Below are 23802 nucleotides of genomic sequence, written 5' to 3'. Positions count from 1 at the left end.
GACAGGCCGATGCCGCCGGCGTGCTTGGAGAGCCGGGCGACCTGGTGGTAGCGGCCGTAGATGGAGTCCAGCTCGTCCAGGGGGGAGTCGAGCAGGTAGCACGCGGACATCTGCGGGTGCGGGGTGCCGGAGTTGAACAGGGTGGGGGAGGACGGCATGTAGTCCAGGCGGTTCATCAGGCCGTAGAGGGCCGCCACTTGGTCCACCGACCGTTCCGAGTGGTCCTCCGCCAGACCGCTCGCCACGCGCAGCATGAAGTGCTGGGGCGTCTCCACGACCTTGCGGGTGACCGGATGGCGCAACAGGTATCGGGTGTAGAGGGTGCGCAGGCCGAAATAGCCGAACCGGTCGTCGGCGCCCTCCGCCACGGCGGAGTCGACCAGCGCGTCGAGCCGCTCGGCGTGGGTCCGGACGAAATCCGCGGTGCCGTCCGCGACGAGCCCCTCACGGTGGCCGAGCGCGACCGACTCGGTGAAGGACGTCACCCCCTGCGCGCCGACCTCACGGCGGATGCCGATCGTCAGCAGCCGGGCGGCCAGCTTCGAGTAGGCGGGGTCCTCGGCGATGAGGCCCGCGGCGGCCTCCGTGGCCAGCTCGCGCAGCTCCGCCTCGTCGGCCCGCGCGGACCGGCCGCGCAGCGCGGCGGCGGCGACCCGGCCAGGGTCGGCGTCGGGCAGGTCGGCGGTCAGCTCGGACAGCGTCCGCAGCAGCGCGGGCTCCAGATCTTGCTGCAGTTGCTCCTCGGTGAGCGAGGCCGGACGGCTCGGAGCCATGGTCACGTGGTGCTCCCTCGTTGAATGGAAAACGTGGCCCGGGACACAGGGGAGGCAAGGCGTGGCAAGACAGACGCCAGTGCCCGAGGGGCCCGCTGTGCCGTGGGCGTCTCAGGTGTCGCCGAAATCAGGTGGGAGCATACATCTTGTGTCTCCCCTGGCAACGGACCCCAGATGTAGTGTCCCGAGGTGTGTTCGTTGTTCGGACAACGAACGAAATCAGAGCTCCGGAGCCAGGCGAGACAAGGGTTCCGCGGGCTCTTCGGCGACGCCTGTGGAGGGTGCGCGGCCGGGCCCCGGCCGGTCGGGAAGCGGGGTGTGGCGGGTGGGAAGGAAGCGACGGCGGCTCAAAGATGGCCGAAAGTCGTCAGTGTGTTCGCCCCCCGCCGGACCGGCCTCGCGAGACGGCCACAACTCGCCCGAACGGTCGGGCAGTTCGGCGGTCGCCGGTCCGGCTCGGCGGCTCGGTCGGACCGGTCGGTTCGGCGGGTTGGCGGCTCGGTCGGACCGGTCGGTTCGGCGGGTCGCCGGTTCGTGCGGACCGGTCGGCTCGGCGGCTCGGTCGGACCGGTCGGTTCGGCCGTCGGTCCGGCCTGCCTCACTCCTCGAAGAGTGCCTCCTGCTCGCCCTCCGTGCTCCGCCGCACCCGCTGGTTCCGCGTCCCCACCACCACGGCCGTCGCCGCCGCCGTCACGCCGAGGGCGACCGGGACCATCCAGCCGCGGTCGAAGACGTGTCCGAGGGCATGGTCGAGGGAGAGCCGGCCGGGCCCGGAGACGGCGAGACCGGCCGCGGCCAGCCCCAGGCTCGCCGCGTACTCGTAGCCGCCCTCCTGGGCGAAGAAGCCGTTGGGCAGATGCACCGACGCCGCCCCCGCCATCGCGCCGGCCGCCGCCGCGCCCGCCGCCGGGGTCGCCAGGCCCAGCGCCAGCAGCACCCCGCCGCCGGTCTCCGCCAGGCCCGCCGCCGTCGCGCTCGCCCTGCCCGGCGCGTAGCCGACGGACTCCATGAACTGGCCGGTACCCTCCAGGCCGTGCCCGCCGAACCAGCCGAACAGCTTCTGCGCGCCGTGCGCCGCCAGCACCCCGCCAGTGCTCAGCCGGAGCAGCAGCAGGCCCAGATCACGTCGGTCGTAACAGCTCACGGTGACTCCCCAGCAGACAGGCGGACAGGTCCCCTCCCGCGACTCCACCCTCGCACCGCCGGCCCCGCCCGGCCCGCCCTGGCTGCCGTTCGGGTGGCGGGCCCCGGGAAGCGGTGTGAGCCTGGCGGCATGACGATTCAGCCAGCCAAGCTCAGCGATCCGGCCGTCCGGGCCTTCGTCCACGCGGTCAACTCCCACGACCGCGAGGGCTTCATGTCGCTGCTCGCGCCGGGGGCGACCATGTCCGACGACGGCTCCGACCGTGACCTCGCCGACTGGATCGACCGGGAGATCTTCTCCTCCCACGGACACCTGGACGTCGACAGGGAGTCGAACGGCGGCCGGACCCTCCGCGCCCGCTACCGCAACGACACCTGGGGCGAGATGCAGACCAAGTGGTCCTTCACGGTCGACGACGGCGGGCAGATCACCCGCTTCGAGACCGGGCAGGCCTGAGCGGACCGCGGCGGCCCCGCCCGCGCGGGCGCATCGACTCCCGGCGCCCCGGGGCGCGGGGACCAGAACCTGTGGGCCACCCTCGATCAAGGGTGTGTAAGGGCTGAGAAACCGGGGTAGTTCATCGGTTTTTCATAACGCGGCAAATTCCGGACCGTCCCCGCCCTCCGATCGGGAATCCCCTGCTCGAAGCGGTGTACGGTCCCCGGGTGCGTGAATGTTCCCGGCTCAGCCGACGTGCCGTCCTCGGGCTGACGGCCGCCGCCCTTCCCCTGTCCGCCGCCCTCCCCCTGTCCACGGCCACCGAGGCCGCCGCCGCCACGGTCATCGGCGGCGAACGGCTGGCCCGTACCGGTGTCCAGGTCCGGGGCGCTTCCGGGCTGCCCAGGAAGCTGACCGCCCACTCGTGGCTGGTCGCCGACTGCACGAGCGGCGAGGTGCTCGCCTCGTTCGACGCGCACCGGCGGCTCGCACCCGCGTCCACGCTGAAGATGCTGTTCGCGGACACCGTGCTGAAGAAGTTCGACCGCGCCCAGCGGTACAAGGTCACCGACGCCGACCTCGCCGACGTCCCCGCCGGCTCCAGCCTGGTCGGCATCAAGCCCGGCATCACCTACACCGTCGAGCAGTTGTGGCAGGGCGTGTTCCTGCGCTCCGGCAACGACGCCGTGCACGTGCTGTCCCACATGAACGGGGGCATCGCCGCCACGGTCGCCGAGATGCAGGCCAAGGCCGAGGATCTGCAGGCCCTGGACACCCGTGTGGTCAGCCCGGACGGCTTCGACCACAAGGGGCAGCTCTCCTCGGCGTACGACCTCACGCTCTTCGCCCGGCACGGCCTGAAGGACGCGGACTTCCGCGGCTACTGCGGCACCAGGACCGCCGACTTCCCGGCGGGCGGCAAGAAGACCTTCCAGATCCAGAACACCGACCGCCTGCTCACGGGGGCGTGGGGCCTGAAGACATATGACGGCCTGATCGGTGTCAAGAACGGCTACACCAGTCACGCCGGCAACACCTTCACCGGCGCGGCCACCCGCGGCGGGCGCACCCTGCTGGTGACCGTGATGCACCCCGAGGCCGGGGGCAACGCCGTCTACGAGCAGACCGCCGCGCTGCTCGACTGGGGCTTCACGCACGGGCGTTCGGCCCAGGCGGTGGGCACGCTGGTCGAACCGCTCAGCGAGGGCGGGGCGGGCGTGCGCCCGGCGCCGACGCGCAAGACCGTGCGGGCGGCGGCCGGCGCGCCCGGCCCGGCATCGTCCGGGGGCGGCTCGGCGTGGCAGGTCGCGGAGGGGGCGGCCGGTGCGATCGCGCTGCTGGGAGCGGGGGGCTGGGCCCTGCGCCGCCGCCTGGGGCGGACCGTGGCGACGCCCGAGGGCGAGGAGACCAGGACGGGGGGCAGGCGCCGGCGCCGGCGCTGACGGGCCGGGCCACGTCGTGCGGCGGCCGTTCCACCGACCGGTGTGCGCCCCCGCGGTCCGCCGCGGGGCCCACCCCCACCTCCCGGTCCGGTGGAACGGCCGCCGCCTCCCCCCTCGGAGTGGCTGCGGAACGTGCGTACTTCAAGTGTGAAGCTCAGGTGGAGGAAAGTTGAGCATACGTCCGTGACGGCTCGCAATGCCGCGGACGTTCGAATTCCGTTTGTGTGGGCGGGAGGGCGTGGCTCAGCCCCGCCCGATGTACGGCATCGTCGTCGCCAGTACCGTCGCGAACTGCACGTTGGCCTCCAGCGGCAACTCGGCCATGTGCCGTACCGTGCGCGCCACATCGGCCACATCCATCACCGGTTCCGGGGTCACCTCCCCGTTCGCCTGGAGTGCGCCCGTCTGCATACGGGCCGTCATGTCCGTGGCGGCGTTGCCGATGTCGAGCTGCCCGACCGCGATGCGGTACGGCCGCCCGTCCAGGGAGAGCGACTTGGTCAGGCCGGTCAGCGCGTGCTTGGTCGCGGTGTAGGCGACCGAGTGCGGGCGGGGCGCGTGGGCCGAGACGGAACCGTTGTTGATGATCCGGCCGCCCTGCGGGTCCTGCTCCTTCATCTGCCGGTAGGCCGCCTGGGCGCACAGGAACGCCCCGTTGAGGTTGGTGTCCACCACGTGCCGCCACGCCGCGTAGGACAGTTCCTCGACCGGGACGCCGCCGGGCCCGAAGGTGCCCGCGTTGTTGAACAGCAGATCCACCCGGCCGAACCGGTCCACGGTCGCCGCGAACAGCGCCGCCACGTCCTCGGGCCGGGAGACGTCGGCGGTCACGACGAGCGAGGCCGCCTCCGGCGCCGCCGTCTCGGCCGACCCCGCCGCCTCCACCGTCTCCGCCGACCCCGCCGTCTCCGCCAGTGCCGCCGTCTCCGCCAGCGGCTCGGCGCGCCGGCCGGCCAGCGCCACACGCCAGCCGGCGCGCAGCAGCTCCACGGCCACGGCCCGCCCGATCCCGGAACCGGCCCCGGTCACCACCGCGATCTTCGATTGCCTGTCAGTCATGGTTCCGCAGCGTAGGCGGGAAGTCCGCCATGCGGAATCAAGTGTCCGCCATACGGTTACCCCGCGACGGTGGCCCGCTCCTCCCCGGGATACCGCACCCCGACCCGCTCGCGCATCGCGTCCAGCGTGCGCATGACCGCGAGCGTGCCCTCCAGCGGCACCAGCGGCGACTCCTTCTCACCCGCCCGCAGCGCGCGCATGACCTCCCTCGCCTCGTGCCGCAGGCTGGTGCGCGGCCCGTCCGCCGGGTCCGCGGTGAACTCCTCGGGATCGCGGCCGTCACGGTGCAGCACGAACCGGTCCGGATGGAAGAAGCCGGACGGGACGTCGATCCGGCCGCGCGAGCCGGTGACCGAGGCGGTGACCGCCGTACCGCCCACGATGGAACAGTGCACCGAGGCCAGCGCGCCGCTCTCCCAGGACAACACGGCACCGGTCTGGAGATCGACACCCTCCGGCGACAGCACCGCGCTCGCGGTCACGGCGTCCGGCTCGCCCAGCAGCAGCTGCGCGAACGCCACCGGATACACCCCCAGGTCCAGCAGGGCCCCGCCGCCCAGCGCGGGATCCCGCAGCCGGTGCGCGGCGGGGAAGGGCCCGGCGAGCCCGAAGTCCGCGTGCACCGTGCGCACCTCGCCGATCGCCCCGTCGGCCACCAGCGCCCGCAGCCGCCGCACCAGCGGACTGCAGTACATCCACATCGCCTCCATCAGGAAGCGGTCGTGCTCACGGGCCAGCGCGACGAGTTCCTCCGCCTCGCGCAGGTTCAGCGTGAACGGCTTCTCGCACAGCACGTTCCGGCCCGCCTCCAGGCACAGCCCGGCCGCCGCGCGGTGCGCCACGTGCGGAGTGGCGACGTACACGACGTCGACGTCCTCGTCCGCCGCCAGCGACGCCCAGTCGCCGTACGCCCGCGCCACCCCGAACCTCTCGGCGAACGCCTCCGCCGACTCCCGGCCGCGGGAGGCCACCGCGGCGATCTCCGCGTCCGGCAGATCGACCAGATCCGCCGCGAACGCCGCCGCGATCCCGCCCGTCGCGAGAATCCCCCACCGCACGCGCTGCTCCGCCATGTCCCCGCCCTCGCTCATGTGTGCCTCGGCAGTGTGTACGAGCTGAGAGCATAGGTGCCGGTCGTTCCACCCAGGGAGGAGACAGATGCCCGAGCACGCGGCGGCACCGGCAGCGGCAACGGAACAGGGGTCCGGCACCACGGCGCCATCGGCCGCCACCCGCCGCACCGGCCTGCTCGTCACCTTCGTCCTCGGCGGCCTCACCGCCACCCCGCCGCTCGCGATGGACATGTACCTCCCGTCCCTGCCGGAGGTCACCCGTTCGCTCGACGCGCCCGCCGCCACCGTCCAGCTCACCCTCACCGCATGCCTGCTGGGCATGGCCCTCGGACAGCTGGTGGTCGGCCCGATGAGCGACCGCTGGGGCCGCCGCCGGCCGCTGCTCGCCGGACTCGCCGTCTACCTCGTCGCGACCCTCCTGTGCGCGGTGGCGCCGAACGTCGAGACCCTCGTCGCCTTCCGGCTGGCGCAGGGGCTGGCGGGCGCGGCGGGCATCGTCATCGCACGGGCCGTCGTACGCGACCTCCACGACGGCGTGGCCATGGCCCGCTTCTTCTCCACCCTGATGCTGATCTCCGGCGTCGCCCCGATCGTCGCGCCGCTCATCGGCGGGCAGATCCTGCGGGTGACGGACTGGCGGGGCGTGTTCGTCGTCCTCACCCTGGTCGGCGCCGCGCTCGCCGCCCTCGTCTGGCTGCGGCTGCCCGAGACCCTGCCGCCCGCCGACCGGCACCGCGGCGGAACACGGGAGGCCCTGCGAGCGATGCGCGGCCTCCTCGCCGACCTGCCCTTCACCGGCTACACGCTGGCCGGCGGCTTCGCCTTCGCCGCGCTGTTCGCCTACATATCCGCCTCGCCCTTCGTCGTCCAGGAGATCTACGGCGCCTCCCCGCAGACCTTCAGCCTGCTGTTCGGCCTGAACTCGGTCGGCCTGGTGATCGCCGGACAGGTCAACGGCAAGGTGCTGGTGGGCCGGGTCAGCCTGGACAAGGTGCTCGGCACCGGACTCGCGGTGATCGTGCTCGCCTCGACCGCCCTGCTGCTGATGGCCTCCGGCGCCCTCGGCGAGGTCGGCCTCGCCCCCGTCGCCGCCGCCCTGTTCGTGATCATGTCCGCGATGGGCATCACCCTGCCCAACGCCCAGTCCCTCGCCCTGCTGCGCACCCGGCACGCCGCCGGCTCCGCCTCCGCGCTGCTCGGCGCCTCCTCCTTCCTCGTCGGCGCGGTCGCCTCGCCGCTCGTCGGCGTCGCCGGTGAACACACCGCGGTGCCCATGGCCGTCGTCCAACTGGCCGGAGCACTGGTCGCGGCGGCCTGCTTCATGGGAATGTGCCGTCCCTGGACGACACGGGAGAACTCCCGTGCGGGGTCGGAGGGAGACGAGAGCTGAGCGCACCGAGACTGCGCGCCGGCACACCGGAACGGGCCGGGTTCGACCCCGTCGAGCTGGAACACCTGGTCGCCGCGGCGCACGCCCTCACCGTCGGCGAGCGCCCCTGGGCGGCCGGCGTCGTGGTGCTGGCCGGCCGCGGGCCCGTGATCGCCGTGGCCGAGGCCGCGGGCTGGGCGGTGCGCTACGCCGGCCACGATCCCGAGACCGGCACCGGCGTCGAACTGCCGCCCGCCGCCCGGGTCCCGGTCACCGTCGGCACCCCCTTCGACCTGGCCTCCCTCACCAAACTGTTCACGTCCGTCGTCGCCGTGCAGCAGATCGAGCGCGGCACCCTCGGCATCGACGCCCGCGTCGGCGACTACCTGCCCGACTTCCACGGCGCCGCCGCGCACGGCATCACGGTCCGCCAGCTGCTCACCCACACCTCCGGGCTGCGCCCCGAACTGCCGCTGTACGACTGCCCGGACGACGCGAGCCGGCTGGACCTGCTGCGCGCCGAGGCACCGGCCACCGCGCCGGGCCGGTACGCGTACTCGGACCTGAACATGCTGCTGCTCCAGTCCGTCCTGGAGCGCATCACCGGCCGCGCCCTCGACGTCCTCGTCCGGGACTGCATCACCCGGCCGCTCGGCATGACCGCCACCCGCTTCGGGCCCTGCCCCGGCGCCGCGGCCACCGAGGACCAGCGGCGCCCGTGGGCCAAGGCCGACCGGGGCATGCTGCGGGGCGTCGTCCACGACGAGAACGCCTGGGCGCTGGGCGGGATCGCCGGACACGCGGGCCTCTTCTCCACCGCGCCCGACCTCGCCGTCTTCTGCCGCGCCCTGCTCGCGGGCGGCTCCTACGGTCCCGCGCGCATCCTCGGCCCCGACTTCGTGGAGCTGCTGTTCACCCCGCCCGGCCTGGGCTTCGCCCTGGACCAGCGCTGGTTCATGGGCGAGCTGGCGGGCCGCGGCGCGGCGGGCCACACCGGCTTCACCGGCACGTCGCTGGTCCTGGACCCGGCGACGGACACGTTCCTGATCCTGCTGGCCAACACCGTGCACCCATGTCGCCGGCCACCGGACAGCGGGCCGAGGGCGGCTCTGGGCACCCACCTGGCCAGAGCGGTCGTCTGACCCCCACCACCGAACAGACGCCCCCGTCCCTCACGCCGCCCGCCCCCGACGGGCCCCCGACGGCGGTCCGGGGGCGGAGCCCCCGGCGGGTCCCGCACCGGCGTGGCGGCGCCATAGAATCACCGGGTGAACGACCCCCTCCGCGCCGCACTGGCCGAACTGCTCGACGGTCTGCCCCCCACGGAGGTGGCCGCGGCCGTGGACCGCCTGATCGCCAACTACCGCGGCGACACCCCCACCCACGCGCCGATCCTCCGCGACCGCGCCGACGTCGCCGCGTACGCCGCCTACCGGATGCCGGCCACCTTCGAGGCCGTCCGCTCGGCGCTGGACGCGTTCGCCGACGCCGTCCCCGGCTGGACGCCCGGCAGCCATGTCGACGTCGGCGGCGGCACCGGCGCCGCCACCTGGGCCGTCACGGCGACCTGGCCCGGCGGGCGCAGCGTCACCGTGCTGGACTGGGCCGAGCCCGCCCTCGCCCTCGGCCGGGAGATCGCCGCCGCCAACCCGGCCCTGAAGGAGGCCCGCTGGCGGCGCGCCCGGATCGGCGCGGACCTCACCCTGGACGCCACCGACCTGGTCACCGTGTCGTACGTCCTCAACGAACTCGCCGAGGCCGACCGCGCCGCCCTGGTCGACGCCGCCGCGGGCGCCGCGCAGGCCGTCGTGATCGTCGAGGCCGGCACCCCGGCCGGCTACGACCGGGTGATCGAGGCCCGCGACCGGCTGATCCGGGCCGGCTTCCGGATCGCCGCCCCCTGCCCGCACAGCGCCGCCTGCCCCATCGTGCCCGGCACGGACTGGTGCCACTTCTCCGCCCGGGTCGGCCGCTCCTCCCTGCACCGCCAGGTCAAGGGCGGCTCACTGGCGTACGAGGACGAGAAGTTCGCCTACGTCGCCGCCACCCGCCTGCCCGCCGAACCGGCCCCCGCCCGGGTGGTGCGCCGCCCGCAGATTCGCAAGGGCCAGGTCCTCCTCGACCTGTGCGAGGCCGAGGAGCAGCTGCGCCGCACGACGGTCACCAAGCGCCACGGCGACCTGTACAAGGCCGCCCGGGACGCCGACTGGGGTGACGCCTGGCCGCCGTACGGATCCGTGTCGTAGCGCCGCCGGCACTTGTTACTTTCGACCCCATGGTCAACAAGCCCGCCCCCGACGCCACCCGCCGCAGCGAGAAGTCCCGCCGGGCGATCTACGCCGCCGCCCTCGCCCTGGTCGCGGAGGTCGGCTACCCGAAGACCACCGTCGAGGCGATCGCCGCCCGGGCCGGGGTCGGCAAGCAGACCATCTACCGGTGGTGGTCCTCCAAGGCGGACGTCCTGCTGGAGGCGTTCCTGGACCTCGCCGAGCAGGCGGCCCGGGCGGCGGGGCAGGAGACGGACGCCATCCCGGACACCGGCGACCTGGCCGCCGACCTCAAGGCGGTGCTGCGGGCCACGGTGGACGAGCTGACCGACCCGGGCCTCGAGGCGCAGTCGCGGGCGCTGGCCGCGGAAGGCGTGGTCAACGAGCAGGTCGGCCGCGTGTTCGTGGCCAAGCTCCTCGAACCGCAGCTCCAGCTGTACATCGACCGCCTGCGCTCGGCGCAGCACGCCGGGGCGGTACGGGCCGACGTCGATCCCCGGATCGCGCTGGAGCTGTTCGTCTCGCCGCTGACGCAGCGGTGGCTGCAACGCACCGGACCGATCTCGTACGACTACACGGACACCCTGGTCGAGTACGCGCTGCACGGCATCGCACCCCGGTGACGTCCCCGCCCGCCCCGCCGGCCGGGCGGGCTGTGAGGCACGTCTCGTCCCGTTGCGCCGGAACCGTCCCTTCGGCACCCCGGAGCACAAGAAGATGGGACGATGAGGCATGCTGTCCGCACACCGGCGAGGCGACCACCCGACGGGACACCCGGCTGACCGCCAGGTGCACCACCGGCTGATCACCAGCTGACCTCCAGACCGAGGGGATAGATGAGCGCGACGTTCGGCGGCCGGACCGGCCGGCAGGGCAAACTCTCCCAGTGGCTGCGCGGACGCCGGCCGAAGGAGGCCGCCGACGACGGCAGCCGTGAGGCCCTGCTGCTCGCCGCCGCCGGTGCGGGACTGCCGCTCGCCCCCGCCGCGCACCCCGCCCCCGGGTACCGCTGCTCCTGCGACCGTGTCGGCTGCCCCACCCCGGCCCGGCACCCGGTGTCCTTCGCCTGGCAGACGCAGTCCACCACCGATCGCGCCCAGATCGAGCGTTGGGCCCGGCACCAGCCGCAGGCGAACTTCATCACCGCCACCGGCATGGTGCACGACGTCCTGGACGTGCCCCTGGAGGCCGGCCGCGAGGCCCTGGACCGGCTGCTCGGCTCCGGCGTCGAGGTGGGGCCGGTCGCCGAGAGCGACGACGGCCGCGTGCTGTTCTTCACCCTCACCCGCGGTACCCCCGAGGACGAGGACGAGTGGTGGCCCTGCGAGCTGGACTGCCACCCCGAGACGATGGACGAGCATCCCGGCCTGCGCTGGCACTGCCGGGGCTCCTACGTCCTCGTACCGCCCGCCCGGCTGCCCGGCGACGACGGCCAGCAGGTGCGCTGGGTGCGCGGCCCCGAGCATCCGCTGCCCGATCCGCTGAGCCTGCTGGAGGCGCTCACCGACGCCTGCGCCCGGCACGCGGGCACCGAGGCCGGCCGCCAGGGCGCGACCTGGCCCCTGCACCACTGACCGGCGACCACTGACCGGCGACCTCGGGCCGGCCACCACGGGCCGGTCGGCGGCCTAATCGCCCTGCGCGGCCGTCAGTCCCTGGACGCGTCCCAGCATCCGCACCGGACCGCTGCCGGCCGGGTCGAGCACGGCCTCGTTGGCGATCGACTCCAGCGTCAGGTTCTGCTTCACGTCGCCCTTGATCAGGGCTCGCACGGCGTTGTTCGTCACCGGCACGGTGGCGCCCTTGTAGGCGGTCTGCTTCTCGTAGTGGTGCGTGGTGAAGAACACCAGCGCCCCGCCGTCCGCCGTGCGCAGCGCGAGCGGCGCGTAGTCGCCGTGGGTGAGCGGTTCGTCGATGTACTGCCGGACCAGGCCGGGCTTCTCGGCCGCCTTCTTGCGGTCCGCGCGCAGCCCGCTGGTGTCGCGGCCGTCCGCGAAGGTGTTCCCGCCGCTCTTCAGGTAGCTGGCGTACGTCTTGCTCAGTTCGTCCGGCGGGACGGCCAGTTGCGCGGTGTCCGCCGGCACGGCCTCGGCCCAGCCGTCGTCGTTCTTCCTGAACTCCGGTACGGTACCGGGCGCCATGAGCGTCAGATAGGCCACCTGCCACCGCTCGCCGAGGTCGTTGCGGGTGAACACCAGCACCCAGCGGAAGTCGCCGCCCTTGTTGCCCTTGGCGTCGGCGACGAACCAGCGGGGCCAGCCGGCCTTCTCGGGGATCGTGATCTTCACGTCCGTCAGCGTCAGCGGGGTGTGGTTCGCGTTCCCGGACGGGCTGTTGACGTGCCCCGCCTTCAGCCGGGCGGAGTCGATGTCGGCGAGGGCGCCGGTGACATGGGCCGCGTCCAGGGAGCTGTCGTAGGCCTTGTCGGCCTTGTTGTACGCGTCCGTGAACGCGGTGAGCGCCTTGGCGGCCTCGGCGCGGGTGGCGGCGGGGAGCACCTCGCGCTCCCCGTGCACCACCACACATCCGCTGGCCGTCAGCGACAAAGCGGTCAGCGAGGCCGCTATGAGTGCGTTGCGGTCAGCCCTGCGAGGCCGTCGACGGCTGCGTTCCCTGGTCATCGGGCTCCTTCACCTTCCCCTTCCCGGAGGCGAACCCTACCGGGGAGAGGAACAGCGTGAGCACCGGGACCAGATACAGCGCCCACACCGTGATCTGGACGACCGTCGGGTCCGGCTGGAAGTTGAAGACGCCCTTCAGCAGGGTGCCGTACCAGCTGTCCGGCGGGATGGTGTCGCTGATGTCGAAGGCCAGCTCGTTGATGCCCGGGACCCAGTTCGCCTCCTGCAGGTCGTGGAAGCCGTACGCCAGCACGCCCGCCGCGACCACCACCAGCATGCCGCCGGTCCAGGTGAAGAACTTGGCCAGGTTGATCTTCAGAGCGCCCCGGTAGAACAGCCAGCCGAGCAGGACGGCGGTGGCCAGGCCGAGGGCGACGCCGACCAGCGGGCGCGGGGTGCCGTCCGAGGCCGCGTGCACCGACGCCCACACGAACAGCGCGGTCTCCAGGCCCTCCCGGCCGACGGCGAGGAACGCGGTGGCGACCAGCGCGCCCGTGCCGAGGGCGAGGGCCGCGTCGAGCTTGCCGTGCAGCTCCGACCTCAGGTGCCGGGCGGTGCGCCGCATCCAGAACACCATCCAGGTCACCAGGCCCACGGCGACGATCGACAGGGAGCCGCCGAGCGCCTCCTGCGCCTCGAACGTCAGCTCCTGCGAACCGAATTCCAGGGCGCAGCCGAAGCCCATGGCGATGGCGATCGCGATGCCGATGCCGGTCCAGATCGGCCGCAGGGCGTCCTTGCGGCCGGTCTTGACCAGATAGGCGATCAGGATGCAGACGACGAGCGACGCCTCCAGACCCTCGCGCAGGCCGATCAGGTAGTTGGAGAACACGGGCTACGCCTCCTTCGAGAACAGCGTGCGGCCCCACCAGTCGCCGGAGTCCCGGACGCCCGGAGGCACCGCGAAGACCGCCGAACCCACGTGCTGGATGTACTCGTTGAGCGCGTCCTGCGCCGCCAGCCGGCGCTGCAACGGGATGAAGCCCTTGCGCACGTCCTGCTGGTAGGCGAGGAAGAACAGGCCCGCGTCCAGGCGGCCGAGGCCGTCGGTGCCGTCGGTGAAGGAGTAGCCCCGGCGCAGGATGGTGACGCCGTTGTTGGAGTCGGGGTGCGCGAGCCGCACGTGCGCGTCCGGCTTCATCGCCTTCAGGAACGGCGCGTCGTGCTCCTTGGCCTTGCCGACCGGGGCGCCCTCGCGCTTGTCGCGGCCGAAGACGTCCTCCTGCTCCTGGAGCGAGGTGCGGTCCCAGGTCTCGATGTTCATGCGGATGCGCCGGGCGACCAGGTACGACCCGCCGGTCATCCAGGCCGGCCCGTCGCCCTCGCCCACCCAGACGAACTTCTTCAGCCGGTCGGTCTCGGTGCCCGCGATGTTGCGGGTGCCGTCCTTGAAGCCCATGAGGTTGCGCGGGGTCTGCGCGTCCGGGGTGGTCGAGGAGGTCTTGCCGAAGCCGAGCTGGGACCAGCGGATGGCGACCTTGCCGAAGCCGATCCGGGCCAGGTTGCGGATGGCGTGCACGGCGACCTGCGGGTCGTCCGCGCAGGCCTGGACGCACAGGTCGCCGCCGGTGCGGGTCCGGTCCAGGTTGTCGCCGGGGAACTTGGGCAGGTCGACCAGGGCCTCGGGGCGCTGGTCCGCGAGCCCGAACTTGTCGAAGAGCGACGGCCCGAACCCGATCGTCAGTGTCAGCCGGGACGGCTTGAGCCCCAGCGCCTCGCCGGTGTCGTCCGGCGGGGCCTCGGCGAGCCCGCCGTACGCGCCCTCGCCGACGGCCTTGCCCGCGGTCATCCGGCGGGCCGCCGCCGTCCAGTCCTTCAGCATCCGGACGAACGCGTCGCGGTCCTCGGTCTTCACGTCGAACGCGGCGAAATGCAGCCGGTCCTGCACCGGGGTGGCGATGCCGGCCTGGTGGACGCCGTGGAACTCCACCGCACCGCCCGTCTCGGCGGCCACCGGGTCCACGTCGTCGCCCGTCCTGGCCATCGCGACGGCCCCGCCGGCCACGGCGGCCCCGAGCGCGAGCCCGGCACCGCCCCAGCCGATCAGCGACCGGCGCGACGGGTTGTTCTCCTGGGTCTCGGTCATCGCCCTGCCCCCTGCCTACTTCACGACCGCGGCGGCGAGCTTGGACAGCGGCTCGGCGAGCGCGTTCACCGCGTCCGACAGCTCCTTGCGCTGCTCCTTGGTGACCTTGTCGTAGGAGACGAAGTCGTACGACGTCTTGTCCTTGCGGTACTTGTCGAGCAGCGTGTCCAGCGCCGCGAACTGCCGGTCCAGCTCCTTGGCCAGCGCCGGGTCGTTCTTCGCGGCGACCGGCTTCAGCAGCTCGTAGGCCTTCTGGGCGCCCTCGACGTTGCCCTTGAAGTCGACCAGGTCGGTGTGCGCGTAGCGGTCCTCCTCGCCGGTGACCTTGCCGGTGGCGACCTCGTCCAGCAGCTCCTTGGCGCCGTTGGCCATGGAGGTCGGGGTGATCTCGGCCTTGCCGACCCGGCCCTGCCAGTCCTTGAGGTCCTTCACCAGCTGGTCGGCGAGGGCCTTCTCCTCGGCGCCGATCTTCTTGTCCTGCCAGAGGGCCTTCTCCAGCCGGTGCCAGCCGGTCCACTTCTGGCCGTCCTCCAGGCCGTCCTCGCGGACGTCGACCTTGGGGTCGATGTCACCGAAGGACTCCGCGACCGGCTCGGTGCGCTCCCAGCCGAGGCGGGAGAGGCCGTACGCCTTCTTCGCCGCGTCCAGATCGCCCGCCTTGACCGCCTTCGCGAACGTCTCGGCCTTCGGCAGCGTCTCGTCGGCCTGGTCCTGCGCGTACATGCGGTACTGGGCGACGGCCGTGTCCAGCTTGGGGTCGCGCTCGGCCGTCGTGCCGCCGCCGGTGACGGTCAGCTTCTGCCGGACGCCGTGGCCCTTCATGCCCGGCCGGCAGGCGATCTCGTACGAGCCGGCCTTCACCTCGGCGGTGAGCGTGTACTTGGTGCCCGGCCCGATGTTCTCCTTCTCGGAGACGATCCGGTCGTCCGGGAACAGGATCTCGACCTCGGTCGCCTTGGAACCCTTGTTCTGGATCTTCAGCGTGACGTGTCCGGCCGGAACGGACTTCACCGAGGTCTCGCACTTCGCGTCGGCGGCCGTGACCTGGATGGCGTCGCCGTCCTTGGCATCGCTCTTCGCGGTGCAGGCCGAGAGGGCGGTCAGAGCGGCCGCGGTGGCGGCGGCGGTGACGGTCAGTCGGACGGCTCGCATGCAGGCTCCAAGCGGATCTGATCTGGTGAGGCTGCCCTAACTTACATGAGGCTTACCTCACCCATACCCCTGCGGGTCGTGATTCAGCTCTCACGGTCGGCTCCCGGGCACGGCCGGATCGCGATGGCTCAAAGTCGATGCCAGGGGACGGCAAAGACCCGGCCAAGGCACCCGGCCCGGCCCCGCGGCGCCCGCACCCGGGGCGCCGGCGGGGGGCGCGGTGTTTCAATTCCCGGGTGACTGACTACGACGTGCTCCGCGTCTTCTGCGGACCAGGTGGCGGCTACGGCAACGAGCTGGGTGTCGTCCGCGAGGGTTCGGTGCTGCCCGAGCGGAGCGACCGGCAGGAGCTGGCCGCCAAACTCGGCTTCAGCGAGACCGTGTTCGTGGACGACCCCGAGCGCGGAGTGATCGACATCTACACGCCCACGCTGCGCCTGCCGTTCGCCGGTCACCCGTGCGTGGGTACGGCCTGGCTGCTCGACGTGCCCGAACTGGTCACGCCCGCCGGGGTCGTGGGAGTACGGCTGGACGGCGAGTTCAGCTGGATCGAGGCCCGCGCGGAGTGGGCGCCGGCGCGGACCCTGCGCCAGTACCCGAGCGCCGCCGAGGTGGACGCGCTGGAGGTGCCGCCGCCGGGGGAGTGGGTCTACGCCTGGGCCTGGGAGGACGAGGCGGCCGGACGCGTCCGGGCCCGCGCCTTCCCCGGCCGCGGCGACGGCGTCGACGAGGACGAGGCCACCGGCGCGGCGGCGCTGCTCCTCACCGACCGCCTGGGCCGGGCCCTCAACATCATCCAGGGCCGGGGCTCCCAGATCCTCACCGCACCGCAGCCGCACGGCTGGGTGGAGGTCGGGGGCCGGGTGTTCCTGGAACGCTAGGCGCTCAAGGGGAACTCCTCGCCCAGGGCCCGGAAGACCGCCGTGTTCAGGGCGAACGCCCGCTTGCACTCCGTCACGACCCGCTGCCGCTCCAGGTCGTCCACCCCTATGGCGTCCAGCAGCTCCCGGTAGTCCCGTTTGAACGCGGCCGGGTTGGCGATCCCCTCGAAGACGTAGAAGCGGACGCCGTCGCCCTTCTTCGCGAAGCCCCAGGTCCGCTCCGCCCGGTCCCGGATGATCTGGCCGCCGGAGAGGTCGCCGAGATACCGGATGTAGTGGTGGGCGACATAGCCGCCGGGCCAGCGCTCGGCGCACTCCCGGACCCGGTCCGCGTACTGCCGGGTCGCGGGCAGGGCGGTCAGTCCCGTCCGCCAGTGCGCACCCCGCAGATGTGCCAGGTCCCGCTCCAGGGCGGGCAGCCGGAACAGCTCCGGCCGGACGAACGGCCCGGCCACCGGGTCCGCCGCCAGCCGCCCGGCCGCGCTCTCCAGGGCCTCGTAGACGAACCACAGCTGTTCGGTGTAGCGCGCGTAGGCCGTCACGCCGAGCCGGCCGCCGAGCAGATCGCGCATGAACGTCGAGGTCTCCGCCTCCGCGTGCTGCTCGTGCGACGCGGTGCGGATGAGGGACGAGAAGGAGTCCATGAGGCGCATCCTCTAAGGTAAGGCTTACCTAAGTCAACGGCCTTGCCGACCTCGTGTCGGAAACTTTGCCGACAGTGTGTCGGTAAAAGCGTACAAGAGAGAGCCCGCTCCGGCGGGGAGCGGGCTCGGTGGCGGTCACGGGGGTCAGGGCAGCGTCAGGATCTCCGCGCCGGTGTCCGTCACGACCAGCGTGTGCTCGAACTGCGCGGTCCGCTTGCGGTCCTTGGTGACGACCGTCCAGCCGTCGTCCCACATGTCGTACTCGTGGGTGCCCAGCGTCAGCATCGGCTCGATCGTGAACGTCATGCCCGGCTGCACGACCGTCGTCGCGTGGGGGCTGTCGTAGTGCGGGACGATCAGCCCGGAGTGGAACGATGAGTTGATGCCGTGGCCCGTGAAGTCGCGGACCACGCCGTAGCCGAAGCGCTTGGCGTACGACTCGATGACCCGGCCGATGACGTTGATCTGCCGGCCGGGCTTCACGGCCTTGATCGCCCGGTCGAGCGACTCGCGCGTGCGCTCCACCAGCAGCCGCGACTCCTCGTCCACCTCGCCGACCAGGTAGGTGGCGTTGTTGTCACCGTGCACCCCGCCGATGTACGCCGTGACGTCCAGGTTGACGATGTCGCCGTCCCGCAGGACCGTCGAGTCCGGGATGCCGTGGCAGATGACCTCGTTGACCGACGTGCACAGCGACTTCGGGAAGCCGCGGTAGCCCAGCGTGGACGGGTACGCGCCGTGGTCGCACATGTAGTCGTGGGCCACCTTGTCCAACTGGTCGGTGGTGACCCCCGGCGCGATGATCTTCGCGGCCTCCGCCATCGCCCGCGCGGCGATACGGCCGGCGATCCGCATCGCCTCGATGGTCTCGGAGGTCTGCACCTCCGGCCCGGTGTACGGCGTCGGCGCGGGCTTGCCGACGTACTCGGGGCGGCGGATGTTTCCGGGCACCGAACGGATGGGAGACAGCTCCCCTGGTACGAGCAGCGACTGGCCAGACATGCCAGCGAGTCTAACCAGCGGACATGGGGGAACATGTCGGTGGCGAGAGGAGCTGTTCATGGCCCTGTTCAAGAAGCGCACCGCCGGCAAGCCGGGCGAGTGGTACTACTGCCTGGAACACAAGAAGGTCGAGGAGGGCCCGGACTGCCCGGGCAAGGACCGGTTCGGGCCGTACGCCTCCCCGGAGGAGGCCCGGCGGGCGATGGAGACCGCCGCCGAGCGCAACCTCCAGTGGGAGAACGACCCGCGCTGGCACGACGCCGCCGCGGGCGGGAACTCCGAAGAGACCTGATCAGGCCCGCACCTCCGGTCCCTGCGCCGCCGCGGCGCGCCGCTCGCGCATCCGCACCGCGTGCTCGTTCGTCCGGGCGTCGTACGTCATCAGCCCCGGCAGGCACAGTGCGAGCAGCCCCACCGCGCCCGCGCAGGCCAGCCCGCCGGACCAGACGGAGGCCCGTACGCCCGCCCAGGCGGCCGTGCCACCGGCCCGGACCTGGCCCAGCTGCGGGCCGACCGAGTACGACAGCAGTTCGATCCCGGCGAGCCTGCCGCGCAGCTCGTCCGGGATCGTCTGGTTCCACATGGCTGCCCGGAAGACCCCGCTGACCATGTCGAAGCCGCCGCCGACGGCGAGGAACAGCAGCACCAGCCACACGTTCCCGCAGACACCGGCCACCGCGACCGCCAGGCCCCAGCCGGCGGCCGACAGCACCACCATCAGCCCGTGCCGGTGCACCCGGGAGGTCCAGCCGCTGGTCAGGCTCACCAGCAGCGCGCCCGCCGGAAGGGCCGCGTACATCAGCCCGAGCGCCCACTCGGCGTGCAGGTCGTCGGCGAGGAACGGCAGGACGGCCAGCGGCATCGCCAGGAACATCGCCGCGAGATCGACGGCGTAGGTGCCGAGCAGTTCCTTGCGGCTCCACGCGTACCGGGCGCCCTCCGCGATCGCCTTCAGATCCGGCTTCGCGGCCTCCTCGGCGGCGGGGGAGGGGGCGACCCGTGCCATGTACGCCAGCGAGAGCACGAAGGTCAGCAGATCGGCGGCGTAGGCCCAGCCGAGGCCCGCGTAGGCGACGACGACGCCCGCCACCGCCGGGCCCGCGACCCCGCCGACGGTCCAGCGCAGGGAGTTCAGGGAGGCCGCGGCCGGCATGTCCTCGTGCGCGACGATCCGGGGCCACAGCGAGTCGAGGGCCGGCCGCTGGACGGAGACCAGGGCCGAGGAGAGAGCGGCGACGGCGTACAGCGGCCACACCGAGGGGTGCGGGAGCAGCGCGTTCAGCAGCAGGGCGGCGCTGAGCAGGCCCTGGCCGGCCTCCGTCCACACGATGAGCTTCCGCTTGTCCAGGGCGTCGGCGAGGGCGCCGCCGTACAGACCGCACACGATGAGCGGGAGCAGCTCCACCGCGCCGATCGCGCCGACGGCCGCCGCCGAGCCGGTGAGGTCCTTCAGCTGGACGGGGAGCGCGACGAAGGTCAGGAAGCTGCCGAAGTTGCTGATCAGACCGGACTTCCACAGGCGCCGGAAATCGGGGGAGGTCTTCCAGGGAGACAGGTCGGGGAGGAGGGCGCGGGTCACTGAGGCATGCTGGGGCTGCCGAGACCGTCAGGCAACCGTTTTTCCACCCGCCCACCTGGGCCCCGCCGCGGTCCCCGCCGCCCACATCCCCACTCGTCCCGGCCGAGTCGAGTGGCGGGAGGCGGTCACCAGAGGGTCGGCGGCGGGGCCGTCAGCGCGTCCGTCAGCCTCGACAGGCGTTCCCGGAAACCCCGCCGGCCCCGCGGCGGGACACCCGCGTTCTCCCCGGCCGCCGCGCTGACCAGGTGCTGCACCGTGTCCAGGTCCAGGTCCGTCCCGTCCGGCACGGCCAGCGTCTCGTGCGCCATGGCGGCCAGCTCGCCCGTACCGGCGCCCAGGGCCAGCACCGTGACCCCGGCCCGCCGCGCCGCGTGGACCCGCTCCAGCAGCGGCGCGGGCTCCTCGGGTGCCACCACCAGCAGGGTCTCCCCGCGCCGGGCCGCCGCGAGCCGGCCCGGCCCGACCGCCAGATGCGCGGGATCGGAAGGGCGCGCGTGATGCCGCACCAGAGTCGGCGCCAGCTCCGGCGTGCCCGACCAGGCCGCCTCGTCCACCAAGTGCGCGGCCAGATGCCACGGTTCGTACTCCGGCGTGCCCACCAGCAGCAGCCCGCCGCCGTGCGCCACCACCGATCCCCGCAGCACCCCCGCGAACCTCCGGGTGGCTCCCAGCCACCCGGTCCCGGCGAGCACTTCCCGCAGCAACGCGACCCGTACGGCGTCCATGTGACCGCATCCTGCCGCAACCCACCACTCGTGACGCGTAGTTCACTCCGAATTCGCCCGACGTGGGGAGGGTGGGGGGATGACCGACGTGACCGTCCCCTTCCGCGCGGGCCACGAGGGATACGCCTCCTTCCGCATCCCCGCCGTCGTCGCCACCCGATCCGGCACCCTGCTCGCCTTCTGCGAGGGCCGGGTCGACTCCGCCGCCGACCACGGGCACATCGACATCGTGCTGAAACGCTCCACGGACGGCGGCCGCACCTGGGGCCCGCTCCAGGTCGCCGCGGACAACGGCGGGAACCTCGCCGGCAACCCCGCCCCCGTCGTCCTGGACACCGGCCGGATCCTGCTCGTGCACATCCGCGCCGCCGCCTCCGCCACCGAGGCCGCCATCCTGCGCGGCCAGGTCGAGGACGCCGACGGCCGCCGGGTCTGGGTGCGGCACAGCGACGACGACGGCGTCACCTGGTCCGAGCCGAGGGAGATCACCCCGCAGGTGAAGAAGCCCGGCTGGCGCTGGTACGCCACCACCCCCGGCCACGCCCTCCAGCTGACCTCCGGCCGCGTCCTCGTCCCCGCCAACCACACCCTGCCGCCGACCGGCACCGACACCGGCGCCGAGGCCAGGTACAACAGCGGGCACTGCCTGCTCAGCGACGACCACGGCCAGACCTGGTACCTCGGCTACCTGGACGAGAACACCGACGGATACGTCAACGTCAACGAGACCACCGCCGCCGAACTCCCCGACGGCCGCGTCTATCTCAACACCCGCAACGACTCGCCGTCCCCCGGCAACCGCGCCGACGCCCACTCCAAGGACGGCGGCAAGACGCTCGTGAAGCCCTTCCGGCCGCAGGCCGGGCTGACCGCGCCGGTCTGCGAGGGCTCCGTGCTCCAGCTCCGCGACCCCGACCTGCTGCTCTTCTCCGGCCCGGCCGACCCCGCCGCCCGCGCCCTGATGACCCTGCGCGCCTCCACCGACGGCGGCACCACCTGGCGCCCGGCGTTCACCGTCGACGGACTCCCCGCCGCCTACTCCGACCTGGTCCGCGTCGACCCGCACACGGTGGGGCTGCTGTACGAGACGGGCGACTTCGGCAGCTACGAGACGATCACCTTCCGCCGGGTGCCCGTACACCGGCTGACCTGAGCCTGTACGGACCCGGCCGCGGACGTAGAGTCGGGCCATGACCTCTAGCGACAGTGCACAGAAGGCCCCCGCCAAGGACCCCTGGGACCTGCCCGACGTCTCCGGGTACGTCGTCGGTGTGCTCGGCGGCACCGGACCGCAGGGCAAGGGCCTCGCCTACCGGCTCGCCCGGGCCGGCCAGAAGGTGATCATCGGCTCCCGTGCCGCCGAGCGCGCCCGGGCGGCCGCCGACGAACTCGGCCACGGCATCGAGGGCGCCGACAACGCCGAGACCGCGCGCCGCAGCGACATCGTGATCGTCGCCGTACCGTGGGACGGCCACGGCGACACCCTGAAGGCACTGCGCGAGGAGCTGTCCGGCAAGCTCGTGGTGGACTGCGTCAACCCGCTCGGCTTCGACAAGAAGGGCGCCTACGCCCTGAAGCCGGAGGAGGGCAGCGCCGCCGAGCAGGCCGCCGCACTGCTGCCGGACTCCCGGGTCGCCGCCGCCTTCCACCACCTGTCGGCCGTCCTGCTCCAGGACCCGCAGATCGAGCAGATCGACACCGATGTGATGGTGCTCGGCGAGGAGCGCGCCGACGTGGAGATCGTGCAGGCGCTCGCCGGACGCATCCCCGGCATGCGCGGCGTCTTCGCGGGCCGGCTGCGCAACGCCCACCAGGTCGAGTCCCTGGTCGCGAACCTGATCTCCGTCAACCGCCGGTACAAGGCGCACGCCGGGCTCCGCGTCACCGACGTGTGAGCCACGGGCGGCCATGGGGGACACTGGTCGGCGAAGCAGTTCCGACCCGTGTCCCCGACAGGAGCCGACCCCCATGCCCCGCATCGCCCTCTCCACCCTGGCCGTCTGCGTGCTCGCCGTGGCCGCGGCCGTCGTCTCCTTCGCCCGGGGCAGCTGGCTGGGGATCGTCTGGGTGCTGCTGGCCGGTCTGTCGTCCAACATGACCTGGTACTACGTGAAGCGCGAGAAGGCGGCCCGCAGCGAGTCCGTCACGGGCTGACCGAGCAGTACTCGTTGGTGCCCTGCCAGAACCGGTAGAGATCCTGCCCGCAGTACTGCGAGAAGTAGTCCACGTTCAGCGCGCGCATGATCGTGTCGATCATGTCGAAGAACGCGCCGTTGACCGCCGGCAGCCACAGCAGCGCGAACACGAACAGCAGGCCGAACGGGGCGAACGGCTCCACCTGCCGCTTCACCTTGTACGACAGCCACGGCTCGATCACCCCGTAGCCGTCCAGGCCCGGCACCGGCAGGAAGTTCAGGATCGCCGCCGTCACCTGGAGCAGCGCGAGGAACGCCAGCGCGTACCGGAAGTCGGCGGGCACCCCGTCCAGGGCGTGCAGCCAGAACGGGGCCGTGCACACCGCGGCGAACAGCACGTTCGCCAGCGGGCCGGCCGCCGAGATCAGGCTGTGCCGCCAGCGGCCCCGGATCCGGTTCCGCTCGATGAACACCGCGCCGCCGGGCAGGCCGATCCCGCCCATGATCACGAACACCACCGGGAGCACGATGCTCAGCAGCGCGTGCGTGTACTTCAGCGGGTTCAGCGTGAGATAGCCCTTCGCGCCGACCGTGATGTCCCCGCCGTGCAGGGCGGTGCGCGCGTGCGCGTACTCGTGCAGGCACAGGGAGACGATCCAGGCCGCGGTCACGAACAGGAACACCGCGACACCGGGCTGCGCGGCGAACCCGGCCCAGGTGGCCCAGCCGGTCACCGCCGTCACGGCCAGAATGCCGACGAAGACGGGGCTGACCCGTCGGTCGCCGTGGCGGGTGGTGGCGGTGGTCATGGTCGGACTCCTGTTCGGCCGGGATGATCGGGGACTGCGACCGTACCGGCCGCCGACACGTGGGGAAAACGTCTCGCGGTGGCCGCCCGGTTCCTGGAAGGTGAGGGAATGGCGCGGATGAGGGTGTTCTACGAGCACGGGGAGATGGAGTGCTGCGGCACACCGTTCGCCGTGGGGGACGACGTCGGCTGGCGGCTGGTCCCCGTGGCCGCCGGGAAGGAGCGGGACGCGTACCACGGCGCCGCGGCCTGGGTGAACAACCACGGCGGGCCCGACCACGCGACCGCCGGCCGCGTGCGTTCCATCGACATCGTGCACCAGGAGTACCTGGCCCACCACGACCCGCTCGCCGTCGAACACCCCGCGCCGGAACCCGGCACGGTCGTCCTCCGCGCCGCCGGGCGCGCACTGGAGGCGCTGCCCGGTGCGTCCGCCCTGGAGCCCGTCGACGCCTGCCCGAAGTGGTTCGATCCGTTCGAGGAAGAGGACCGGCCGCCGCGGCGGGTGCCGTTCCGGGTCCGCCGTGCCGTCGGCGTCCTCGTCACCCTGGACGTCCCGGACGACACACTGTCGTAGCCCCGTGACCTCCCGTCGGCCCCTCCG

At 72.7% G+C, this 23802-nt stretch carries 26 protein-coding genes; 13 read left to right on the top strand and 13 right to left on the bottom strand.

All coding sequences use genetic code 11. The features are described from left to right. Together ACZ7KF_RS39950 and ACZ7KF_RS39945 are read right to left on the bottom strand one after the other, a co-directional pair. The coding region (locus tag ACZ7KF_RS39950; RefSeq protein WP_471087064.1) for a ribonucleotide reductase N-terminal alpha domain-containing protein at positions 1–779 on the bottom strand (779 nt) is incomplete at its 3' end. Positions 780–1371: 592 nt separating this feature from the next. After that, positions 1372–1917: a DoxX family protein gene (locus ACZ7KF_RS39945; RefSeq protein WP_471087061.1), complete on the bottom strand. Its 546-nt coding sequence runs from the start codon at positions 1915–1917 to the stop codon at positions 1372–1374. A 129-nt stretch (positions 1918–2046) separates the two neighbouring features. Here ACZ7KF_RS39945 and ACZ7KF_RS39940 point away from each other — a divergent pair, with 129 nt between their 5' ends. Beyond that, positions 2047–2373, top strand: a complete 327-nt coding sequence (locus ACZ7KF_RS39940; RefSeq protein ID WP_471087058.1) for a nuclear transport factor 2-like protein — start codon at positions 2047–2049, stop codon at positions 2371–2373. 209 nt (positions 2374–2582) lie between these two features. Then, a complete protein-coding gene (locus tag ACZ7KF_RS39935) occupies positions 2583–3797 on the top strand; it encodes a D-alanyl-D-alanine carboxypeptidase family protein (RefSeq protein WP_471087055.1) in 1215 nt (404 codons plus the stop codon). A 243-nt stretch (positions 3798–4040) separates the two neighbouring features. Here the strand turns inward: ACZ7KF_RS39935 and ACZ7KF_RS39930 are convergent, their stop codons facing one another. After that, a complete protein-coding gene (locus tag ACZ7KF_RS39930) occupies positions 4041–4856 on the bottom strand; it encodes an SDR family oxidoreductase (RefSeq protein WP_471087052.1) in 816 nt (271 codons plus the stop codon). A 56-nt stretch (positions 4857–4912) separates the two neighbouring features. Continuing rightward, a complete protein-coding gene (locus ACZ7KF_RS39925; protein ID WP_471087067.1) occupies positions 4913–5929 on the bottom strand; it encodes a Gfo/Idh/MocA family protein in 1017 nt (338 codons plus the stop codon). Between the two features lie 85 nt (positions 5930–6014). On the opposite strand from ACZ7KF_RS39925, the gene ACZ7KF_RS39920 reads away from it, so the two are divergent. The 5 genes from ACZ7KF_RS39920 to ACZ7KF_RS39900 all read left to right on the top strand — a co-directional run bounded on the left by ACZ7KF_RS39920 (position 6015) and on the right by ACZ7KF_RS39900 (position 11139). Next, entirely contained in the window at positions 6015–7319 is a 1305-nt protein-coding gene (locus ACZ7KF_RS39920) for a multidrug effflux MFS transporter (RefSeq protein WP_471087049.1), read from the top strand. After that, positions 7259–8440, top strand: coding sequence for a serine hydrolase domain-containing protein (locus ACZ7KF_RS39915; RefSeq protein WP_471087046.1), 1182 nt, complete (start codon positions 7259–7261; stop codon positions 8438–8440). Before ACZ7KF_RS39920 ends, ACZ7KF_RS39915 begins: the two co-directional genes overlap by 61 nt. 126 nt (positions 8441–8566) lie before the next feature. Further along, on the top strand, positions 8567–9544 hold the full coding sequence (locus tag ACZ7KF_RS39910; protein WP_471087043.1) for a small ribosomal subunit Rsm22 family protein: 978 nt from the start codon (positions 8567–8569) through the stop codon (positions 9542–9544). Positions 9545–9573: 29 nt separating this feature from the next. Further along, positions 9574–10188, top strand: a complete 615-nt coding sequence (locus ACZ7KF_RS39905; protein ID WP_471087041.1) for a TetR/AcrR family transcriptional regulator — start codon at positions 9574–9576, stop codon at positions 10186–10188. Positions 10189–10401: 213 nt separating this feature from the next. After that, complete coding sequence (locus ACZ7KF_RS39900) at positions 10402–11139, top strand: bifunctional DNA primase/polymerase (protein ID WP_471087038.1); 738 nt, start codon at positions 10402–10404, stop codon at positions 11137–11139. Positions 11140–11193: 54 nt separating this feature from the next. On the opposite strand, the gene ACZ7KF_RS39895 is transcribed toward ACZ7KF_RS39900, so the two are convergent. Genes ACZ7KF_RS39895 through efeO form a run of 4 tightly spaced genes read right to left on the bottom strand, consistent with a single transcriptional unit; the run spans position 11194 to position 15424 of the window. Beyond that, the gene (locus ACZ7KF_RS39895; protein WP_471087035.1) at positions 11194–12186 is read right to left on the bottom strand and encodes an SCO2278 family lipoprotein; all 993 of its coding nucleotides are present in this window, start codon (positions 12184–12186) and stop codon (positions 11194–11196) included. Next, a complete protein-coding gene (gene efeU, locus ACZ7KF_RS39890) occupies positions 12146–13018 on the bottom strand; it encodes an iron uptake transporter permease EfeU (protein WP_471087032.1) in 873 nt (290 codons plus the stop codon). The genes ACZ7KF_RS39895 and efeU overlap by 41 nt, the downstream gene beginning before the upstream one ends. Before the next feature lie 3 nt (positions 13019–13021). Then, positions 13022–14272, bottom strand: a complete 1251-nt coding sequence (gene efeB, locus ACZ7KF_RS39885) for an iron uptake transporter deferrochelatase/peroxidase subunit (protein WP_471087029.1) — start codon at positions 14270–14272, stop codon at positions 13022–13024. Between the two features lie 15 nt (positions 14273–14287). Further along, entirely contained in the window at positions 14288–15424 is a 1137-nt protein-coding gene (gene efeO, locus ACZ7KF_RS39880) for an iron uptake system protein EfeO (protein WP_471087026.1), read from the bottom strand. A 236-nt stretch (positions 15425–15660) separates the two neighbouring features. Here efeO and ACZ7KF_RS39875 point away from each other — a divergent pair, with 236 nt between their 5' ends. Continuing rightward, positions 15661–16305 carry a PhzF family phenazine biosynthesis protein gene (locus ACZ7KF_RS39875; RefSeq protein ID WP_471087023.1) on the top strand — a complete coding sequence of 215 codons (645 nt, stop codon included), beginning with the start codon at positions 15661–15663 and terminating at the stop codon, positions 16303–16305. Here the strand turns inward: ACZ7KF_RS39875 and ACZ7KF_RS39870 are convergent. Together ACZ7KF_RS39870 and map are read right to left on the bottom strand one after the other, a co-directional pair. Then, positions 16302–16949 (bottom strand): biliverdin-producing heme oxygenase, encoded by a 648-nt coding sequence (locus ACZ7KF_RS39870; protein WP_471087020.1) that lies wholly within the window; start codon positions 16947–16949, stop codon positions 16302–16304. The genes ACZ7KF_RS39875 and ACZ7KF_RS39870 overlap by 4 nt on opposite strands. A gap of 144 nt (positions 16950–17093) precedes the next feature. Continuing rightward, complete coding sequence (map, locus tag ACZ7KF_RS39865) at positions 17094–17951, bottom strand: type I methionyl aminopeptidase (RefSeq protein ID WP_225827876.1); 858 nt, start codon at positions 17949–17951, stop codon at positions 17094–17096. Positions 17952–18009: 58 nt separating this feature from the next. On the opposite strand from map, the gene ACZ7KF_RS39860 reads away from it, so the two are divergent. Beyond that, entirely contained in the window at positions 18010–18243 is a 234-nt protein-coding gene (locus tag ACZ7KF_RS39860; protein ID WP_471087017.1) for a hypothetical protein, read from the top strand. Here ACZ7KF_RS39860 and ACZ7KF_RS39855 read toward each other — a convergent pair whose 3' ends face one another. Next, positions 18244–19530 carry an MFS transporter gene (locus ACZ7KF_RS39855; protein WP_471087014.1) on the bottom strand — a complete coding sequence of 429 codons (1287 nt, stop codon included), beginning with the start codon at positions 19528–19530 and terminating at the stop codon, positions 18244–18246. Positions 19531–19655: 125 nt separating this feature from the next. After that, complete coding sequence (locus ACZ7KF_RS39850) at positions 19656–20255, bottom strand: hypothetical protein (protein WP_471087011.1); 600 nt, start codon at positions 20253–20255, stop codon at positions 19656–19658. A 79-nt stretch (positions 20256–20334) separates the two neighbouring features. On the opposite strand from ACZ7KF_RS39850, the gene ACZ7KF_RS39845 reads away from it, so the two are divergent. The 3 genes from ACZ7KF_RS39845 to ACZ7KF_RS39835 are packed head-to-tail and all read left to right on the top strand — an operon-like array spanning position 20335 to position 22409. Continuing rightward, a complete protein-coding gene (locus tag ACZ7KF_RS39845) occupies positions 20335–21408 on the top strand; it encodes a sialidase family protein (RefSeq protein WP_471087008.1) in 1074 nt (357 codons plus the stop codon). Between the two features lie 37 nt (positions 21409–21445). Beyond that, entirely contained in the window at positions 21446–22150 is a 705-nt protein-coding gene (gene npdG, locus ACZ7KF_RS39840) for an NADPH-dependent F420 reductase (RefSeq protein WP_471087005.1), read from the top strand. A 13-nt stretch (positions 22151–22163) separates the two neighbouring features. Next, on the top strand, positions 22164–22409 hold the full coding sequence (locus ACZ7KF_RS39835; RefSeq protein WP_471087002.1) for a hypothetical protein: 246 nt from the start codon (positions 22164–22166) through the stop codon (positions 22407–22409). Here the strand turns inward: ACZ7KF_RS39835 and ACZ7KF_RS39830 are convergent. Further along, entirely contained in the window at positions 22399–23199 is an 801-nt protein-coding gene (locus tag ACZ7KF_RS39830; RefSeq protein ID WP_471086999.1) for a site-2 protease family protein, read from the bottom strand. The two genes, ACZ7KF_RS39835 and ACZ7KF_RS39830, sit on opposite strands and share 11 nt — an antisense overlap. Positions 23200–23307: 108 nt before the next feature. Between ACZ7KF_RS39830 and ACZ7KF_RS39825 the strand changes: the two genes are divergently transcribed. Next, positions 23308–23775, top strand: coding sequence for a DUF6578 domain-containing protein (locus tag ACZ7KF_RS39825; protein ID WP_471086996.1), 468 nt, complete (start codon positions 23308–23310; stop codon positions 23773–23775). Positions 23776–23802 lie beyond the last annotated feature (27 nt).

Source organism: Streptomyces sp. NPDC038200 (assembly GCF_055600785.1).
This window is presented reverse-complemented; position numbering and strand designations above follow the sequence as displayed.

What these genes read in the sequence shown, in the direction of transcription:
- map (WP_225827876.1), bottom strand. Translation starts at nt 17,951, where the DNA reads ATGTCTGGCCAGTCGCTGCTCGTACCAGGGGAGCTGTCTCCCATCCGT.
- ACZ7KF_RS39940 (WP_471087058.1), top strand. Translation starts at nt 2,047, where the DNA reads ATGACGATTCAGCCAGCCAAGCTCAGCGATCCGGCCGTCCGGGCCTTC.
- ACZ7KF_RS39920 (WP_471087049.1), top strand. Translation starts at nt 6,015, where the DNA reads ATGCCCGAGCACGCGGCGGCACCGGCAGCGGCAACGGAACAGGGGTCC.
- ACZ7KF_RS39870 (WP_471087020.1), bottom strand. Translation starts at nt 16,949, where the DNA reads ATGGACTCCTTCTCGTCCCTCATCCGCACCGCGTCGCACGAGCAGCAC.
- ACZ7KF_RS39905 (WP_471087041.1), top strand. Translation starts at nt 9,574, where the DNA reads ATGGTCAACAAGCCCGCCCCCGACGCCACCCGCCGCAGCGAGAAGTCC.
- ACZ7KF_RS39845 (WP_471087008.1), top strand. Translation starts at nt 20,335, where the DNA reads ATGACCGACGTGACCGTCCCCTTCCGCGCGGGCCACGAGGGATACGCC.
- efeB (WP_471087029.1), bottom strand. Translation starts at nt 14,272, where the DNA reads ATGACCGAGACCCAGGAGAACAACCCGTCGCGCCGGTCGCTGATCGGC.
- efeO (WP_471087026.1), bottom strand. Translation starts at nt 15,424, where the DNA reads ATGCGAGCCGTCCGACTGACCGTCACCGCCGCCGCCACCGCGGCCGCT.
- ACZ7KF_RS39850 (WP_471087011.1), bottom strand. Translation starts at nt 20,255, where the DNA reads ATGGACGCCGTACGGGTCGCGTTGCTGCGGGAAGTGCTCGCCGGGACC.
- ACZ7KF_RS39930 (WP_471087052.1), bottom strand. Translation starts at nt 4,856, where the DNA reads ATGACTGACAGGCAATCGAAGATCGCGGTGGTGACCGGGGCCGGTTCC.
- ACZ7KF_RS39825 (WP_471086996.1), top strand. Translation starts at nt 23,308, where the DNA reads ATGGCGCGGATGAGGGTGTTCTACGAGCACGGGGAGATGGAGTGCTGC.
- ACZ7KF_RS39860 (WP_471087017.1), top strand. Translation starts at nt 18,010, where the DNA reads ATGGCCCTGTTCAAGAAGCGCACCGCCGGCAAGCCGGGCGAGTGGTAC.
- ACZ7KF_RS39895 (WP_471087035.1), bottom strand. Translation starts at nt 12,186, where the DNA reads ATGACCAGGGAACGCAGCCGTCGACGGCCTCGCAGGGCTGACCGCAAC.
- ACZ7KF_RS39835 (WP_471087002.1), top strand. Translation starts at nt 22,164, where the DNA reads ATGGGGGACACTGGTCGGCGAAGCAGTTCCGACCCGTGTCCCCGACAG.
- ACZ7KF_RS39830 (WP_471086999.1), bottom strand. Translation starts at nt 23,199, where the DNA reads ATGACCACCGCCACCACCCGCCACGGCGACCGACGGGTCAGCCCCGTC.
- ACZ7KF_RS39925 (WP_471087067.1), bottom strand. Translation starts at nt 5,929, where the DNA reads ATGGCGGAGCAGCGCGTGCGGTGGGGGATTCTCGCGACGGGCGGGATC.
- npdG (WP_471087005.1), top strand. Translation starts at nt 21,446, where the DNA reads ATGACCTCTAGCGACAGTGCACAGAAGGCCCCCGCCAAGGACCCCTGG.
- ACZ7KF_RS39900 (WP_471087038.1), top strand. Translation starts at nt 10,402, where the DNA reads ATGAGCGCGACGTTCGGCGGCCGGACCGGCCGGCAGGGCAAACTCTCC.